Origin of the sequence: Acinetobacter sp. ANC 4648 (assembly GCF_002135345.1) — a bacterium.
Taxonomy (GTDB): Bacteria; Pseudomonadota; Gammaproteobacteria; order Pseudomonadales; family Moraxellaceae; genus Acinetobacter.
Genome location: NZ_NEGI01000006.1, coordinates 66,084 through 83,172, shown reverse-complemented (window position 1 = coordinate 83,172; position 17,089 = coordinate 66,084). Strand labels below are relative to the sequence as shown.

At 37.2% G+C, this 17,089-nt stretch carries 11 protein-coding genes, 1 tRNA gene and 2 pseudogenes; 8 read left to right on the top strand and 6 right to left on the bottom strand.

All coding sequences use genetic code 11. From position 1 onward, the window contains the following. Positions 1-5 precede the first annotated feature (5 nt). Positions 6-737, bottom strand: a complete 732-nt coding sequence (locus tag B9T27_RS11405) for a phosphoadenylyl-sulfate reductase (RefSeq protein ID WP_086206948.1) — start codon at positions 735-737, stop codon at positions 6-8. 193 nt (positions 738-930) lie between these two features. Here B9T27_RS11405 and thrH point away from each other — a divergent pair, with 193 nt between their 5' ends. Further along, positions 931-1,548: a bifunctional phosphoserine phosphatase/homoserine phosphotransferase ThrH gene (gene thrH, locus B9T27_RS11400; protein WP_086206947.1), complete on the top strand. Its 618-nt coding sequence runs from the start codon at positions 931-933 to the stop codon at positions 1,546-1,548. 75 nt (positions 1,549-1,623) lie between these two features. Here thrH and B9T27_RS11395 read toward each other — a convergent pair whose 3' ends face one another. Further along, entirely contained in the window at positions 1,624-2,835 is a 1,212-nt protein-coding gene (locus tag B9T27_RS11395; RefSeq protein ID WP_086206946.1) for an OmpP1/FadL family transporter, read from the bottom strand. 338 nt (positions 2,836-3,173) lie between these two features. Next, positions 3,174-4,679 carry a long-chain fatty acid transporter gene (locus tag B9T27_RS11390; protein ID WP_086206945.1) on the bottom strand — a complete coding sequence of 502 codons (1,506 nt, stop codon included), beginning with the start codon at positions 4,677-4,679 and terminating at the stop codon, positions 3,174-3,176. A gap of 792 nt (positions 4,680-5,471) precedes the next feature. Between B9T27_RS11390 and B9T27_RS11385 the strand changes: the two genes are divergently transcribed. Beyond that, a complete protein-coding gene (locus B9T27_RS11385) occupies positions 5,472-6,653 on the top strand; it encodes a porin (protein WP_086206944.1) in 1,182 nt (393 codons plus the stop codon). 51 nt (positions 6,654-6,704) lie between these two features. Here B9T27_RS11385 and B9T27_RS11380 read toward each other — a convergent pair whose 3' ends face one another. Continuing rightward, on the bottom strand, positions 6,705-7,685 hold the full coding sequence (locus B9T27_RS11380; RefSeq protein WP_086206943.1) for a LysR family transcriptional regulator: 981 nt from the start codon (positions 7,683-7,685) through the stop codon (positions 6,705-6,707). 103 nt (positions 7,686-7,788) lie between these two features. Between B9T27_RS11380 and B9T27_RS11375 the strand changes: the two are divergent. The 6 genes and pseudogenes from B9T27_RS11375 (at position 7,789) to cntB (ending at position 15,269) form a co-directional block, all read left to right on the top strand. Continuing rightward, positions 7,789-8,900 (top strand): annotated as a pseudogene (locus tag B9T27_RS11375) (tartrate dehydrogenase). A gap of 21 nt (positions 8,901-8,921) precedes the next feature. Beyond that, positions 8,922-10,464: pseudogene (locus B9T27_RS11370) on the top strand (BCCT family transporter); the annotation flags it as partial. Between the two features lie 118 nt (positions 10,465-10,582). Next, entirely contained in the window at positions 10,583-11,545 is a 963-nt protein-coding gene (locus B9T27_RS11365; RefSeq protein ID WP_086206940.1) for an alpha/beta hydrolase, read from the top strand. Between the two features lie 50 nt (positions 11,546-11,595). Continuing rightward, positions 11,596-12,711, top strand: coding sequence for a carnitine monooxygenase subunit alpha (gene cntA / locus B9T27_RS11360; RefSeq protein WP_086206939.1), 1,116 nt, complete (start codon positions 11,596-11,598; stop codon positions 12,709-12,711). A 94-nt stretch (positions 12,712-12,805) separates the two neighbouring features. Next, the gene (locus B9T27_RS11355; protein ID WP_086206938.1) at positions 12,806-14,257 is read left to right on the top strand and encodes an NAD-dependent succinate-semialdehyde dehydrogenase; all 1,452 of its coding nucleotides are present in this window, start codon (positions 12,806-12,808) and stop codon (positions 14,255-14,257) included. A gap of 52 nt (positions 14,258-14,309) precedes the next feature. Then, positions 14,310-15,269 carry a carnitine monooxygenase, reductase subunit CntB gene (gene cntB / locus B9T27_RS11350; RefSeq protein WP_086206937.1) on the top strand — a complete coding sequence of 320 codons (960 nt, stop codon included), beginning with the start codon at positions 14,310-14,312 and terminating at the stop codon, positions 15,267-15,269. A 292-nt stretch (positions 15,270-15,561) separates the two neighbouring features. Here the strand turns inward: cntB and B9T27_RS11345 are convergent. After that, positions 15,562-15,637, bottom strand: a tRNA-Arg gene (locus B9T27_RS11345). A 74-nt stretch (positions 15,638-15,711) separates the two neighbouring features. Beyond that, entirely contained in the window at positions 15,712-17,082 is a 1,371-nt protein-coding gene (locus tag B9T27_RS11340) for an amino acid permease (protein WP_086207068.1), read from the bottom strand. Between the last annotated feature and the right edge of the window lie 7 nt (positions 17,083-17,089).

Below are 17,089 nucleotides of genomic sequence, written 5' to 3'. Positions count from 1 at the left end.
ACTTATTACTTTATATTGCCAGCGTGTAAGCCACACTCTTTATGTGTTGCTTCCTCCCACCACCAACGACCTTCACGTTCATGTTGATTGGGTAATACGGCACGTGTACAAGGTTCACAACCAATCGAAATGAAACCTTTTTCATGCAGTGGATTATATGGAATTTCCATCATACGAATATAATTCCACACATCGGCGCTAGACCAATTCGCCAGTGGATTATATTTAATTAACTGCTTGCCTTCACCTGAAAACCCGATATCTGCTTGTACTACTGGAATTTCATCACGTGTACCTGGGCTTTGGTCTTTACGTTGACCCGTAATCCAGCCATCTAATGTTGCTAGTTTTTTGCGTAAAGGTTGAACTTTACGAATACCACAACATTCTTGATGCCCATCAGTAAAGAAACTAAATAGTCCTTTATTTTTGACCAGCGTTTGTACTGAGTCAGATTCGGGAAAACAAATTTCGATATCGATATTGTAATGTTTACGTATTGTTTCAATGAATTGATAGGTTTCAGGGTGTAAGCGTCCAGTATCTAGGCTAAACACACGAAATGGTTTGCCCAAATGTGATGCCATATCAATGAGTACCACATCCTCAGCACCTGAAAATGAAATAGCGATTTCACCCGCTTGATTTAAAGCCAATGCTAAAATTTCAGAAGGGGATTGATCAGCATATTCAGATGCAAGTGCATCGACGAGATCAATAGTCGGAATGGCAGTCATTTCTGCTCCTGGCAACTAGCTTGGATGCTATGTATAGTTTGAAATTCATTCTATTTTAAAGTAAATGAAATATACTGCTTAGCAATAAAAAATAGATACTTATGAATAAAATTGATTTTAAAATCGACAGCTACAAAAGCAATTGTTAATGCTATGATAGTGTCAATTTTTTAACCAATATTTAGGAGAACCCATGGAAATCGTTTGTCTTGATCTTGAGGGTGTATTAGTTCCAGAAATATGGATTAACTTTGCAAAAAAAACTGGAATTAAAGAGCTGGAAGCAACTACTCGTGATATTCCAGACTATGATGTGTTAATGACGCAACGTTTAAATATTTTAAAACAACATGGTTTAGGTTTGAGTGATATTCAAGCTGTTATTGCAGATATGGGACCTTTTGAGGGTGCGAAAGAATTTGTTGAATGGGTGGGTACTCATTTTCAGTTGATTATTCTTTCCGATACTTTCTATGAATTTGCACATCCGCTAATGAAACAATTAGGATGGCCAACTATTTTTTGTCATAAATTAGTAACTGACGAAAAGGGCATGATTACTGCGTATAAATTACGTCAACCAGATCAAAAACGCCAAGCAGTAAAAGCCTTACATGCTTTAAATTTCCGTGTTATTGCAGCAGGTGATTCTTATAATGACACCACTATGCTGGGTGAAGCGAATCATGGTTTCTTGTTCGATGCACCTGAAAATGTGATTGCAGAATTCCCACAATTTCCTGCGATTCGAGGTTATGCTGCATTAAAAGAGGCGATTCGTGATGCTTCGGTTCGGGAAATTCCGGCTTAATCTTTAAAACTAGAATAAGAAAGGGACATTAGTTGAAAATAATGTCCCTTTTATTTGATTTAACTATTTAAAAAATTAGAAGCGATAGCCAATTTTCATACCGTAAGCGAGAGCGTGGTTGTCCCCAAACTTACCTGCTTCAGTATGCGCGCCTGTTACAGCATCAGCATCGCCAAGCCAGAAGTATTTAACACCAGCTTGAATAAAGTAATTTTCAGCAGGGCTATATTGACCACCCAAGCCTACACTCCAATAACCTTCAGTTGGGCCTAAAGTCGTTACAGGATTGCCTGCACCAGAATCCCATCCCACTGAAATATTTGCTCCCCAATGCTCATTGAGTTTACGACCAACACCGACATTGGCAGAAATTTGATCATCATTGTAATCAATGAGGTTAAAGCCATTCGGTTTACCTACGGTAGGACCTGCAATTTTCGACAACTGAGCAAATTTATAAGGTTGTACGGCAAAATTAGACCAATCTACCCAACGTAAATTTACAAAGGCAATCGTATTTTCCATAATGCCTGTTTGGAAGTCTAAATTCACAGATTGTGGTGTTGTTAATTCAGTTTTTCCAGTTGTTTTGCTAATTGCTGTCATGGCGCCATCTAAAATAGGAACACCAGTGAATCCAATCGCACCAAAATTTTCATAGGCATTCATTTCATGTTTGATTTCAGAACGATATGTTACAGAAGCTTTTAATGCAATTTCTGGAATTTGGTAAGCAGCACCCGCCAACCAACCTACAGATTCATCTTCACCTGTTTTAAGGTCATAACCATTAAATACACTATATGTTGTGCCACGAAGTTTTACGTTACCTTCAACTGTTTGGTACACAGCACCAGCATATACATTCCAGTTTTCATTCGGCTGGTAGCCAATGATTAAATTTAGATTTTGTGTATCTACTTCAGCAGTTGTGCCACCTTTAAATGGTACTGGGCGATTTTCTACAAAATTATTATTACCCGAATATTCTGCATCGGCACCGAAGGGCTGATCATAAATCAAACCTACAGAAATTTTATCAGTCGCTTGAAGTTTTAATGCGGCATGGGGGAATAAGTAAGTACCTGCCATATCTGCTGCATTATTACCCGCTTTGTCTTTTCCTGATACATTAGGATCAAGTACTGAAACACCAGCTTCAAAGTAATTACCCGGTTGTAAAAATGCTGAGATTGATTGACCTGAACGATCTAATCCGCCTGCAAGAACAGAAGTTGTAGGAATTAAGCTGAGTAAAATAGCAGAATGAATGGCTGAAAGCTTCATATTCTCTTTTCCCTGATATTGTTTTGTATCAAAATGTTGTGGGAAAGTAACATAATTTGAAAAAGAGTAAATACTCAGTGATGCTAGAAAATGAACTAAAGAATTCAAAGAATAAACTTGAATAGAGTAAAAGTACTAATTTTTTTGGTATATGTTAATGATTTTTAATAAATAAATTAGAGTAAATATTTTAAAATAGGAAGGAGAGCTGTAAGTGCCTGTTTGGTTGAATTTAGAACGTATAGGCTCGTGTGCTAAGAGTAAAGATAATAAAATTAAAAAAGACCATTGAGAACAATGGTCTTTTGAATTAAGTAACGGCGGTTATTTAAATGCTTTTAGAAGCGGTAACCCATTTTTAAACCGTAGGCGATAGCAGTATTACCAGTGAATTCTGCAACATATTCGCTACCATCAGCTTGAGCACCAGTTTGAGCTTTTGCATCGCCTAACCAGAAGTATTTTACACCACCAGCAATGAAGGTCGATGGTGTTGGGCTATATTGAACACCTAAACCGACATTCCAAAAACCTTCCGTTGGACCTAAAGTTGTAACAGGATTGCCTGCACCTGAGTCCCAACCAACAGATACATTACCTGCCCATTGCTCATTTAGCTTACGACCTACACCTGCAGTCGCTGACCATTGGTCATCTGAATATTTAACTAAGTCGAATCCATTTGGACGACCAACTAACCCACCAATTGCTTCAGATACTTTGCCAAATTTATATGGTTGAATTGAAAAATCTTTCCAGTTCACCCAACGGATATTAGCAAAGGCAACAGTGTCCGCCATAATACCTGATTGTAAATCTAAGTTTACAGATTGTGGTGTTGTAATTCTTGTTTTACCTGAAGATGCTGCAATATTGGCAGCAGCGGCAGCACCAGCTGGACCTAAGAGTGAAAGTGCAGGAAGTGTAGGCATACTTTCATTAATTTCAACATCATGATCAATTTCAGAACGATAAGTTACTGCTGCTTTTAAGGCAATTTCAGGAATTTGATAAGCAGCACCTGCTAACCAACCCGTACCGCCAGTTTCTTTAATTGATGCATCGTAACCATTGTAAAGGCTATATGCTTGACCACGAAGGCTAACGTTACCTTTAACAGTTTGGTAAACACCACCACCGTAAAAATTGAAATTTTTAGTTGGTTGATAACCAAAAATCATTGAAATATTTTGAGTATCTACTTCAACTTTAGTATTGCCTTTACCAAGTGTTGAATTTACTGCCTTTAACCCAGCATCTACTTGGCTTTCAACACCTTGTTTAACTAAGGTATCAATTTGAGTTTTGGTTGAGGCACTACCGTTATAAGCTGTCAGTGTTTGAACAAATTTTGCTTGCCCAGCAGGAGATGCTAAGTCTACACCTTGAGCTTTTAATAAGGCACCTACACGCTGTTCAGCTGTTAAAGCACCAAAGCTTTTATCAATCGTAGATTGACGAATTCCCGCTAAAGTTGCTCCTGGTAAAATTGTATTTGTTGGATCAGAAACAAATACATTCTTACCTTCATATGCAGCATCTGCACCAAAAGGTTGGTCATACAAGAGACCAAAAGAAACATGATCAGTTAATTGTAATTTGATTGCAGCAGAAGGAAAATAATAATCATCACCCATATCGCTAATATGGCGACGTGTTTCACTTGTTCCAGCTTCACGGCCTTCAACCGTTGGATCTAGAATTGAAATCCCAGCTTCAAAATAATTATTAGGTTGTAAGAATGAAGAAATAGATTGGCCTGAACGATCCAAGGCAGCGGCAAAAACACCAGTTGCTGGCAAAGTAGCAAGTAAAATAGCTGTAGTTAAGGTTTTTAATTTCATTTTAAGCTTTCCCTAAATTTATAAAATGAACATTTTTTAAATGCTTGGCATTCACTATATGAAAAAATTAGACTTTCTATATTTGAAATCTAAATTTAATTCTGGTTACAAAATATCATATAAAAATTAAGAGTAAATACTCTATTTAGGAAAAATTAAATTTTTTGTAAACGCGTGCGTTCAAAGATTAAGCAATTAAAAAAATATATTTGCATAATGTGAGAAAGAGCTAAAATAGTTTACATTTTATTCAGAAATTCTATGATTCCTATGAATTAAAATTTATAAACAGAAAAATGAAATTAAAAAAAATTGCTTGATTTCAGCCGATATTCATTAAATTTAGAGTATTTCGTGTTGCTCTTTTGGGATTGTTGTTACTAAATTAAAATTGTATTTTTGAGTTACTCATGTAAACGAACTTCATTTCAAGTTCTATTTTAGGATAGATCTTAATCTGATTTATTCTTTGAGAATCTTCATAAAGGTATTTTGAATAAAACCAGACATTAAAATTTGAAGTTTGTAAGGCTATCTTTATCCGTTACTATTTTATTTAGAGACAATCAATAATCATGATGAGAACTAAAATTCATAGCAATCACTCTAACAGTATTTTGCTATTCCTAATAAAAATTATTTAAATAAATCATTAATTTATGCTGAATAGACTGCTTTATTTATACTTTAATTCTTATTAAACACATTTCGTGAACCCTGAATCGATAATTACCTTATTGATCCAAGTGCAAAAACTATTCATTTTAGCCTCTTTTGTCAGGGATGCTAAAAATGAAAAGATACCTATTGCCGATTATGCTATGTTCTTTGTTTACCAGTTCAGTGAGTTTGGCTGATGGGCTTTCAGTTGGAGATGCTAGCGTTGACACAGGGCAGTTGAAACTTTCTGGTGCGATTCGTACGCGCTATATAGCTAAAGATTATGCAAATCAAGCAAATGAGGGAGCGAACAAGGATTGGAAACTCTCTGATATTAAATTGGTTTTAAGTTATGAAAATCCAAACTGGATTGCTTCAATCGACACTAGATGTTATCAATATGATTCTTTGTGCGATGCCGTATTCTTAAAAGATGCTTGGGCAGGCTATAAGTTCAATGATGAACAGCGCTTAACAGTAGGCTTACAGTTCGTAGATTTTGGTTATGATCGTTTGTGGGGAAATAGTTATTATGAAACTATTTTGAATACTGTTGGCCTAGAAGATATTCAAAATTTAGGGATGAAATATCGATTTAAAAATGCAGATTATAATTTGGCCCTCGGTTTTTATCCACGAGATGGTGGTAATTATAAAGGGACGTCAAAAGATTCAAGTCGATATTCGGGTAACTTCGTTCAAGCTGATGACTTAAAGGCGGGCACAGATATTGAAGAAAAAAATATGTGGATTGGTCGTGCCTCCAAAAAAATTGATTTAAATACAGAATATGCTTTAAAAACAGAGGTTGGTGCTTCGTATTGGCATTCCGATTTAGAAAATAAAAGAACGCATATGGATGGCCGTCGTGATGCATGGAATATTTTTGCATTAACAGAATTGAATGCATGGCAATGGTTATTTGTTGCTGGTGCGCAAGACATAAAAAATGCAGATGATTTACATCCACAATATTCAACCATTGGCGCATTTGATTTTCCCTATCAAGTCGCAAACAAAGCTAAGTTTTTAGTGAATGAGTTTAGTTATACGGTAAATAAACCTCTGTTTAAACTGGAAAATATCAAACCTTATATCTCTTATAGTCAATTTTTAAAAGATGAATCTAATTTTAAAGATTCAGAACGTCTAATGGCCGGGGTTTATTTCAATTACAAGGCGATTGGCGTACAGGGTGAATATATTTGGAGTAAAAATGATCCCATGACGGGGAGTGGAAGTAATGGTTTAGCGCAAGGTGATAGTAATCGTTGGAATCAATTGTTCTATTTATCTTTAGGTTATTATTTTTAATATTATTGTTTCAATTGAAAAAATCGCCCATTAGAGATGGGCGATTTTTTGTTATAAAAAAACTTTTTCAGTGAGAGGGCGAATATTGTCTATAGGTGAAATTAATTCACCACGATTTAAGTTTTGAATTAACTGTAATCGGTTTGATAGTTCATGTTGAATAAATAAAATACAGGTTTGCAGTTTAGATGAAGTTTTCAATCGAGATGGATAAACAGCCCAAATATCAGCATCTTGCCAATACTCAGGCAAAATATGTTGTAATTGTCCTGAAAGCAACTCCTCTGCAACATCCCAGATAGAGCGCAAAATAATACCTTGTCCATCAATGGCAAGTTGATGAATGATCTCACCATTATTTGAAACAAAGCGTGGCCGAACATGCGTCACAATATCTTCGCTTTGGTGTCTTAATTTGAGTAATACAGAAGATTGATCGCGTTCACTAATGGTTAAACAGTCGTGATGCTGCAAGTCTTCAACCGTTTCAGGAACACCATTTTTGATTAAATAACTCGGTGATGCACATAGAATACGAAAGTTTGAAGCTAATTTTTTTGCAATCATGTTGGGTGCAATTTCATTACCAATTCGGATATCGAGATCAATGCTGTGTTGGATTAAATCTTTTGTATTATCAATGGTATTGAAATGAATTGTGAGTTTAGGATACATGTTGAGTAGTTTAGACAGAATTGGCGCGACATGTTTACGGCCAAAACCAAAACTACTTACAATATCTAAATGTCCAGTTGGCGAACTCTGAGGGTTATTGACCAGTTCACTCAGTTCATCAAATTCATCCAATATATGGGTTATTTTTTCCAGTATTAATTTACCGTCTTCGGTTAGGCTGACATGCCGTGTACTTCTATGGAAAAGCTTGCAGTTTAAATTTGTTTCTAAAATATTGATCCGCTTACTGACATAAGCAGGGGATGATCCAAGTTCTTCCGCTGATTCGACAAAACTTCGACGCTTTGCTACAACACAAAAAACCTTGAAATCCGATAGGTTAGGTAAATTGTTCACGATCCGTGTCCATTAGACTGATGGTTTGAAGGTTGATCATTTTAGGTGAAACGATCATGTTAATAGCTGTTAAGGAGTTCACTGATTAGAGTCAAGGGATAGTATGAAAAAAATGTATAAAATTGCCACTATTGCAGGTGATGGCATTGGCTTAGAAGTTTTACCAGAGGGCGTGAAAGTTGTAAAGGCTGTCGCTCAAAAGTACGATATTGAACTCCAAATGGACGCTTTTGATTGGGCAAGTTGTGACTATTATCTAGAGCATGGCAAAATGATGCCAGATGACTGGTTTGAGACTTTACAGCAATACGACGCAATTTTCTTTGGTGCTGTCGGTTGGCCAGATAAAGTTCCAGATCATATTTCACTCTGGGGCTCTTTATTACAATTCCGTCGTCGTTTTGATCAATATGTCAATTTACGTCCAGTGCGTTTAATGCCCGGAGTGAAATCACCACTCGCTGATAAAAAGCCTGGCGATATTGATTTCTTTGTCGTTCGCGAAAATAGTGAAGGTGAATACTCAGCAATAGGTGGTAAGGCATTTGAAGGTACAGATCGTGAATTTGTACTGCAAGAAGCGGTATTCACACGTCATGGTGTAGACCGAATTTTAAAATATGCCTTTGAGATGGCAAATACCCGAAAAGCTAAAAAAATCACGGCAGCAACCAAATCGAATGGTATTGCGATCAGCATGCCATATTGGGATGAGCGTGTAGATGAAATGGCAAAAAAATATCCAGCTGTTAAAGCTGATAAGCAGCATGTCGATATTTTAGCCGCACGTTTTGTGCTTCAGCCAGAACGTTTTGATATTGTTGTCGCCTCTAATTTATTTGGTGACATTCTTTCTGATTTAGGCCCCGCATGTACGGGAACAATCGGTTTGGCTGCATCAGCGAACTTAAATCCAGAACGTCATTTTCCATCATTATTTGAGCCTGTACATGGTTCTGCACCAGATATTTTTGGTCAAAATATTGCCAACCCTATTGCTGCAATTTGGTCGGGAGCAATGATGCTTGAGTTTTTAGGCAATGGTGAGCAAGCATTTGAAGATGCAAGCAAAGACATTATGCAAGCCATTGAGCATGTATTAGTCTATGGGCCAAAAACTACAGATGTTGGCGGCACTGCAAAAACGCATGAAGTTGGTGATGCGATCGCATCATTGATTGGTAAAAATTAATGGACTTAGTTGTAATGGAATAAAAATCTATTTTAAACGGATTTATTGATATGGAAAATCAAAACCCAAAAGTTTATACAGATAAAGTACTTGCTATAACAAGTTTATTGTTTGTATTTATCTTGGTCGCTGGATTAGCGATTTATTCAGAAGAGTCAATTCAATTAGCTGCCAAATTAATGTTGTGGACAACATCAATTTTTACCACACCAGTTTTACTCTTTGCATTTTTATCCATCATTTTTACCATGATTTTGGCATTTAGTAAGTATGGGAAAATCAAGCTTGGTGAAGGGAAACCTGAATACAGTACTTTATCTTGGATTTTTATGTTCATTTTATCGGGCATTGGGTCTTCAAGTTTGTATTGGGGGTTTTTAGACTGGGCATATTACTATCAGACACCGGGTTTAGGTCTCACGCCTGAATCTGCTGAGGCATTAAAATATAGTGTTGCTTATTCATTTTTCCATTCTGGCGTCAGTGCATGGGCGATATATGCTTTAGCATCAGTCTCATTGTGTTATAGCTTCCATGTGCGTAAAAATAAAGGCCTCAGCTTGGCCTCTATTATTGAAGCGGTCACGGGTTTTAAAGCAACGGGCGTGGTTGGGCGTCTAGTCGACTTGTTGTTCTTACTCTGTATGTTTGGAGCACTCACAATTTCTTTAGTGCTGACTGCGGTGACATTTACCAATATCCTTTCATTGTTGACGGGTATTCCAAATACTTTCGCCACTAAAGTGATTATTATTTTGGCTGTATCTATGGTATTTGCGCTGAGCTCATATGTAGGTATGGAAAATGGTATGAAGCGTCTAAGCCATGCTGTCTGTCTCGGTGTCATTCTATTTGCTGTGTATGTACTAATTTTTGGGCCAACACAATTCATCTTAAATAATTCGTTGATGAGTTTTGGCTTAATGGCAACAAACTTTGTGGATATGAGTTTATTTACAGATCCAATGGGAGATGGAAAATTCACACGTGAATGGACTGTATTTTATTGGTTATGGTGGATTTCTTATGCACCAGGTGTTGCACTATTTGTGACGCGTGTTTCTAAAGGACGAACCATCAAAGAAGTTATTTTGGCGATGGTCATTGGTGGTAGCGTCGGTATTTGGTTTATTTTCGGTGTATTTGAGAACTTTAGCGTCTATAACTTTATTCATGGTGCAGTGAATGTACCCCATGTATTGAGTCATCAGAGCGGTGAAATTGCGATTGGCCAACTTCTCAGTTTATTGCCTGCTGGCCAGTTTATGATGTGGATATTCCTTGGCATTATGGTGGTGTTTTTGGCGGCGCATATGGATGCAGTTGGTTATGCTGTCTCGGCAACATGTACCCGTGGTTTGCAAGAAGGTCAAGATCCTTCACCTAAAGCACGCTTGTTTTGGTGCGTTATGCTGACATTAGTTCCAATTGCGATGATTTTCTCTAAAGCCCCGCTAGATACGATGAAAACTGCAACTGTTGTCACTGCATTACCCTTTATTGTGATTATTTTGATTCAAACTTATGGCCTAATTAAATGGTTAATTGAAGATTATTCAAAAATTCCGTCACATCTGATTGATCAGAAAAATTTTGAAGATTATCGCGCTTATGCAGATGAGCCAGAATATGCAACCAAAAAAATTGATCTAGAGGTTATTACGTCAGTAGAACTGGGACGTGAAAGTATTAAAGAGCAAATCTCATGACAGCCCAAATGACGACAGAATATGTTTTAAGTGAAGAAATGCAAAGCCTAGTTTACTGGAGTAGTGTTTACAGTGCTGCAGATGCAGATCTTGATTCAAGTCGGGCAGCTTATGATGCAATGTGTCGACATTACACTTTACCTAGAGATGGCAAGATTGATATTGAAGATCATCACCTTGAAAATGCAGGCCAGATGGTTGATGTTCGATTATATCGGCCTAAAAATATCAAAGCACCAGCTACGGGTTGGCCTTGTGTTCTATATTTTCATGGGGGAGGTTTTGTTGTTGGTGGTCTAGATTCACATGAATTTTTACTGAGTTATATTTGCCAAGATTTGAATATTATTGTGCTCAGTGTAGATTATCGTTTAGCGCCAGAACATCGTTTTCCAGCAGCTTATGATGATTGTCAGTTTGCATATACATGGCTTAGAACGCATGCCGAGCAATGGAATGTTGATGCAGATAACATTATTGTTGCAGGGGATAGTGCGGGTGGAAACTTAGCTGCTGCAGTGACTGTGGCTTTACAGCACACAGCTCAGCAGGCCAAAGGTTTAGTCGTGATTTATCCCATGCTCACGACTCGTTTTGATTTACCTGCATATAAGTTACATGCACATGCTCCGTTATTGACTGCTGCGGATGGTGAATACTATTTACGTGAATATGCACCAGATGCTTCACAGTGGAATGACCTTCGTTTAGCACCATTACTTGCACATGATTTTTCAGATATGCCTGAAAGTTTCATTGCTATTGCAGAGTTTGATCCTTTATCTGATGACGGGAAGTATTTTTCAGAAAAACTAACACAAGCAGGGATAGAAAATCGTTTTTATGTTGCCAAAGGCATGCTACATGGCGGGTTGCGTTTAATGCGTGATTGTCCTGAAGTACGGCATCTTTATCAACAAATGTTGGAAGCGATACAAAAGATGATTGAAAAATCTTAAGTTGTTTAAAGAAATTTAAAGTTATGAATAAAATGGATGGAGTTAAGAACATGAGTTCAATTGAAACATTACCGCAAGACTTTTGTGTAAACCCTGATAATGCTTGGACTTTCCCCAAAGTATTTTATACATCATCACAAGTATACGAACGTGAAAAAGAAGAAATTTTTGCAAAAAGTTGGATTTGTATCGCGCATGGAAGTGAACTTGCCAATTCAAATGATTATATTACACGTAAAGTTATTGATGAAAATATTGTCATCATTCGTGGTAAAGATAGCGTTTTAAGAGCATTTTATAATGTTTGCCCGCATCGTGGTCACGAGTTATTAAGTGGCAGTGGTAAAGCTAAAAATGTCATTACTTGTCCATATCATGCTTGGACATTTAAATTAGATGGTAGTCTTGCACTTGCGCGGAACTGTGATCATGTTGAAAATTTCGACAAAGAAAAATCAAGCATGGTACAGCTCAAAGTTGAAGAATATGCGGGTTTTGTTTTCATTAATATGGATGAAGATGCAACTTGTGTAGAGGATCAATTACCTGGTTTTGCAGCGAAGCTAGCAGAAGCGTGTACGGTAGTTAAAGATCTTAAACTTGCTGCACGTTTTGTCACAGAGACACCTGCAAACTGGAAAGTAATTGTAGATAATTATTTAGAATGTTACCACTGTGGTCCAGCTCATCCAGGTTTTGCTGACTCGGTACAAGTTGATAAATATTGGCATACGACGCATCAAAACTGGACTTTACAATACGGCTATGCCCGTTCTTCGGAAAAATCATTCAAAATTGATCCATCTATTACTGATCCTGAGTTCCATGGTTTTTGGACTTGGCCGAGTACAATGTTCAATGTACCGCCAAGCAGTAACTTCATGACTGTGATTTATGAATTCCCTGTTGACGCTGAAACGACACTGCAACATTATGATATTTACTTTACCAATGAAGAGTTAACTCAAGATCAAAAAGATTTGATTGAATGGTACAGAAATGTATTCCGTCCAGAAGATTTAGATCTTGTAGAAAGTGTGCAACGTGGTTTGAAATCACGTGGATATCGCGGTCAAGGTCGTATTATGACGGATAAACAACGTTCGGGTATCAGTGAGCATGGAATTGCGTACTTCCAAAATTTAGTTGCGAAACATCACCAATAATTGAGTATGAAGAATAACAGGTGAAGAATGAGCCCATTCTCGTTCTTCATTTGCTTAGATTCTAACTTGAGTAAGAAAGCATTAGGATACAAATATGTCAGCATTACAAGATAACGATTTATTTCAACAACTCGCTTTTGTTGATGGCCAATGGGTTGAAGCTCAAGATAAAGACCGTGTAAAAGTGACAAATCCAGCGACTGATGAAGAAATTGGCTCGATCCCAAATATGGGGCAAGCAGAAGCTATAGCAGCAGTTGAAAGTGCATATAGTGCTTTACAATCTTGGAAGGCTTTAACTGCACAAGCAAGAGCAGATTTATTGTTAGCATGGCATAAGTTAACGTTAGAACATGCTGCTGAATTGGCTCGTATTATGACGATTGAGCAAGGTAAACCCCTTGCCGAAGCTTTAGGTGAGGTGAAATATGCAGCTTCATTTATTCAGTGGTTTGCCGAAGAGGGTAAACGAATTTATGGTGATGTCATTCCAACCACGAATGCAGGTCAACGATTCTTAGTCACTAAAGAACCTGTAGGCGTGGTTGCAGCAATTACACCGTGGAACTTCCCATTGGCAATGATTACGCGTAAAGCAGCACCAGCACTTGCTGCGGGTTGTACCATTGTCATTAAACCTGCCAATGAAACTCCCTATTGTGCATTGGCATTGGCAAAATTAGCTGAAAAAGCAGGTATTCCTAAAGGTGTCATTAATGTTGTAACAGGTAAATCGGCTGAGATCGGTTCAGTATTTACTTCACATGAAAAAGTTAAAAAATTAACATTTACAGGTTCTACACCAGTTGGCCGCTTATTAATGCAGCAATGTGCTCCAACCATTAAAAAATTAGCATTGGAACTGGGGGGGAATGCACCACTTATTATTTTTGAAGATGCTGATTTAGATAAAGCTGTACAGGGTGCGATGCTAGCGAAATATCGTAATGCGGGTCAAACTTGTGTATGTGCAAATCGTATTTATGTTCATAAAAATGTCTATGAAGCATTTACTGAAAAATTCATTGCAGCAGTTAAAACCTTGAAAGTTGGCAATGGCTTAGATGAAGGCACTCAGATAGGTCCTTTGATTAATGATAAAGCTATCGTTAAAGCACAAAAATTGATTGATGATGCATGTGCTAAAGGTGCCTCTATTGTATGTGGTGGTAAGCGCCATGAGCTTGGTCATAGCTTCTTTGAACCAACAATTCTAACCAATGTTAATCAATCAATGGACATTGTTGATGAAGAAATTTTTGGCCCTGTTGCACCACTCATTCGCTTTGAAACTGATGAAGAGGTGGTGGCTCAAGCCAATAATACAATTTTCGGTTTAGCTGCATATATTTATACAGAAAATATCTCACGTATTTTTAAAGTTGCAGAACAACTTGAATACGGCATGGTGGGAATGAACTCCACTGCCATTTCAAATGAAGTCGTGCCTTTTGGTGGTGTGAAACAATCGGGTGTAGGTCGTGAAGGTTCTAAATATGGTTTAGAAGAATTTATGACCATTAAGTATTTATGTCTTGGTATTTAAGTGAAGTTGAATTGAGCAACATTATTCAGCGATAAAAATTTAGGATTTAAAGATGACGAATAGTTATCAAATGTTTCCGACTGTAGTGACAGCGGTAGAGCAACTGACCCCTTTAATTAAACGTTTTACATTTAAACGTCAAGATGGTGAAAATTTTCCAGCTTTTACGGGGGGTAGTCATATCATTGTGAAAATGAATGACAAACTCTCGAATGCTTATTCTTTAATGAGTGATGTGAGTGATTTATCGACCTATCAAGTCTGCGTCCGTAAAGATGTAGAGGGTAAGGGGGGATCAGTCTTTATGCATGATCAGTGCTTTCAAGATTTTCAACTCGAAGTTTCTGAACCCAAAAATTTATTTGAACTTTCACAAACGGGTGAAAAGCATATTTTAATTGCAGGTGGAATTGGAATTACGCCATTTTTACCGCAAATGGATGAGTTGGCACTGCGGAATGCAAAGTATGAATTACATTATGCATTTCGGGCACCAGAGCATGCCGCATTATTAGATGAATTAAAACAAAGTCAGCATGCTGATCACGTATTTAGTTACATCGACAGTGATGGTGTAAAACTGGATTTGAATGCACTCATTGCCAATCAACCAAAAGGCACACATGTATATGTGTGCGGCCCAAAGCCAATGATTGATGCAGTCATTGATACGTGTAACCGTAATCGTTACCGCGATCAATATATTCATTGGGAACAATTTTCATCTACAACACCTGAAAATGGTGAAGCTTTTACAGTGATCCTTGCAAAATCTAATCAACGTATTGAAGTGATGGCAGATCAAACGATTCTTCAGGCCATTGAATCCTTGAATATTGATGTGGAATGCCTTTGTCGAGAAGGTGTTTGTGGAACGTGTGAAACTGCTATTGTGGCGGGTGAGGCTGAGCATTTCGATCAATACTTGAGTGGTGAAGAGAAGTCATCTCAACAAAGTATGATGATTTGTGTTTCTCGCGCAAAAGGTAAAGAAATTACTCTGAATCTTTAAGTTTTTTCATTAACAATTGAGCTTCGGCTCAATTGTATTTTATAGCATTAGGTTGTTTTGTATTTGTTTTAATATAAAATTAAGTAGTAAGGATTATTCATCATTATAGAATTTATATCTTCGTTGAAAGAGTGTTAATTATAAAATATTAAAAGATTTTTTTCGCTATTTTTATATGATAAAAATCTAGAATTGATTTTGAAAGTTTTCATTAAGTCAGTATAATTTATAGCATAGAAAGCTAGACTTTAAATATAAATAACATGATTACGAATAAAAATAAATTAAAAAATGGTGCGCTCTGCGGGACTCGAACCCACGTCGGTCGCTTAGGAGGCAACTGCTCTATCCAGTTAAGCTAAGAGCGCAGACAGGAGATAATTTACCGCATATGCATATGAAAAAAAAGCTATTATTGGAATAATAGCTTTTAAAAGAGTATTTATTTTTTCTCTTGTTTAATTTCATTTGGATTTAAAAGATCAAATAAAATCAACATAAGTGTAATCCAAACAGGAATCATGAGTACAGACTCCTTGAAACCTTGATTCCACATGATATATAGCACAACGCCAATAAAGATAATCACAATATAATTACTGAAAGGCGCCCATAGTGCTGGATATTTACTGGTTTGCTTAGTGAGCTTAAGTGCGCGTCTAAATTTCAAATGGGTTAATGAAATCATCAACCAATTTAAAACTAAAGCACCAACAACGACATACATTAAGTGACTTAAAGCATCTTCAGGCAAATAGTAATTTAGAGGTACACAACCCAAAATTAAGAAGGCTGAAAACAAGACTGCTGGAATAGGTACACCTTGCTTATTGGTTTTGGCAAATATTTTGGGTGCATTGCCTTGCTGTGCTAAGCCAAAAAGCATCCGACTATTGGCATACATACCGCTATTATAAACAGATAGAGCCGCTGTCAAAATGATGAAATTGACTAAATGTGCTGCCCATGCAATTCCAATCATGCTGAAAACCATGACAAATGGGCTTTTATCTAGACCACCAAAATTTAATTGATTCCATGGCACAAGTGACAACAGAATGACCATTGACCCGACATAGAAAATTAAAATACGTGGCACAACTTGATTGATAGCTTTTGGAATGGTTTTTTCAGGATCTTTGGCTTCCGCGGCAGCCATGCCGACTAATTCAATCCCGCCAAAACCAAACATTAGGAAAGCAAGCATATAGAACAAGCCATCAAAGCCATTTGGAAAAAAGCCACCATGTGACCAGAGGTTTGAAAAAGCAATGCCTGACGTTACATCTGCATTTAAAATCAGATAGATCCCAAAAATAATCATTGAGATAATGGCAGTGACTTTAATAATTGAAAGCCAAAATTCAGATTCACCGTAAAATTTAACATTAGCGAGGTTGACTAAGGTAATAATCACAAAGAAAACTAACACCGATATCCATGCGGGAATTTCAGGCCACCAATAATTAATGTATTTGCCTACAGCTGTAAGTTCGGTCATAGCAACGAGAATATACAGAAACCAATAGTTCCAACCTGTTAAAAAACCAGGGAATTTTCCCCAGTATTTATTGGCAAAATGACTAAATGAACCTGAGACTGGCTCATGTACGATCATTTCCCCCAATTGACGCATAATTAAAAATACAATGAAACCGCCAATTGCATAACCCAGAATAATTGATGGACCTGCTTTTTCGATGACTTGCGCAGAACCTAGAAATAAGCCTGTCCCAATTGCACCGCCCATGGCGATGAGTTGGATATGCCGATTTTTAAGCCCCCGCTGAAGATTTGTAGACTCGTTGCTCAAAGTTTTC

Excerpts from the sequence above, each read along its gene's own strand:
- B9T27_RS11395 (WP_086206946.1), bottom strand. The coding sequence starts at position 2,835 with ATGAAGCTTTCAGCCATTCATTCTGCTATTTTACTCAGCTTAATTCCT.
- B9T27_RS11390 (WP_086206945.1), bottom strand. The coding sequence starts at position 4,679 with ATGAAATTAAAAACCTTAACTACAGCTATTTTACTTGCTACTTTGCCA.
- thrH (WP_086206947.1), top strand. The coding sequence starts at position 931 with ATGGAAATCGTTTGTCTTGATCTTGAGGGTGTATTAGTTCCAGAAATA.
- B9T27_RS11365 (WP_086206940.1), top strand. The coding sequence starts at position 10,583 with ATGACAGCCCAAATGACGACAGAATATGTTTTAAGTGAAGAAATGCAA.
- cntA (WP_086206939.1), top strand. The coding sequence starts at position 11,596 with ATGAGTTCAATTGAAACATTACCGCAAGACTTTTGTGTAAACCCTGAT.
- B9T27_RS11355 (WP_086206938.1), top strand. The coding sequence starts at position 12,806 with ATGTCAGCATTACAAGATAACGATTTATTTCAACAACTCGCTTTTGTT.
- B9T27_RS11405 (WP_086206948.1), bottom strand. The coding sequence starts at position 737 with ATGACTGCCATTCCGACTATTGATCTCGTCGATGCACTTGCATCTGAA.
- B9T27_RS11385 (WP_086206944.1), top strand. The coding sequence starts at position 5,472 with ATGAAAAGATACCTATTGCCGATTATGCTATGTTCTTTGTTTACCAGT.
- cntB (WP_086206937.1), top strand. The coding sequence starts at position 14,310 with ATGACGAATAGTTATCAAATGTTTCCGACTGTAGTGACAGCGGTAGAG.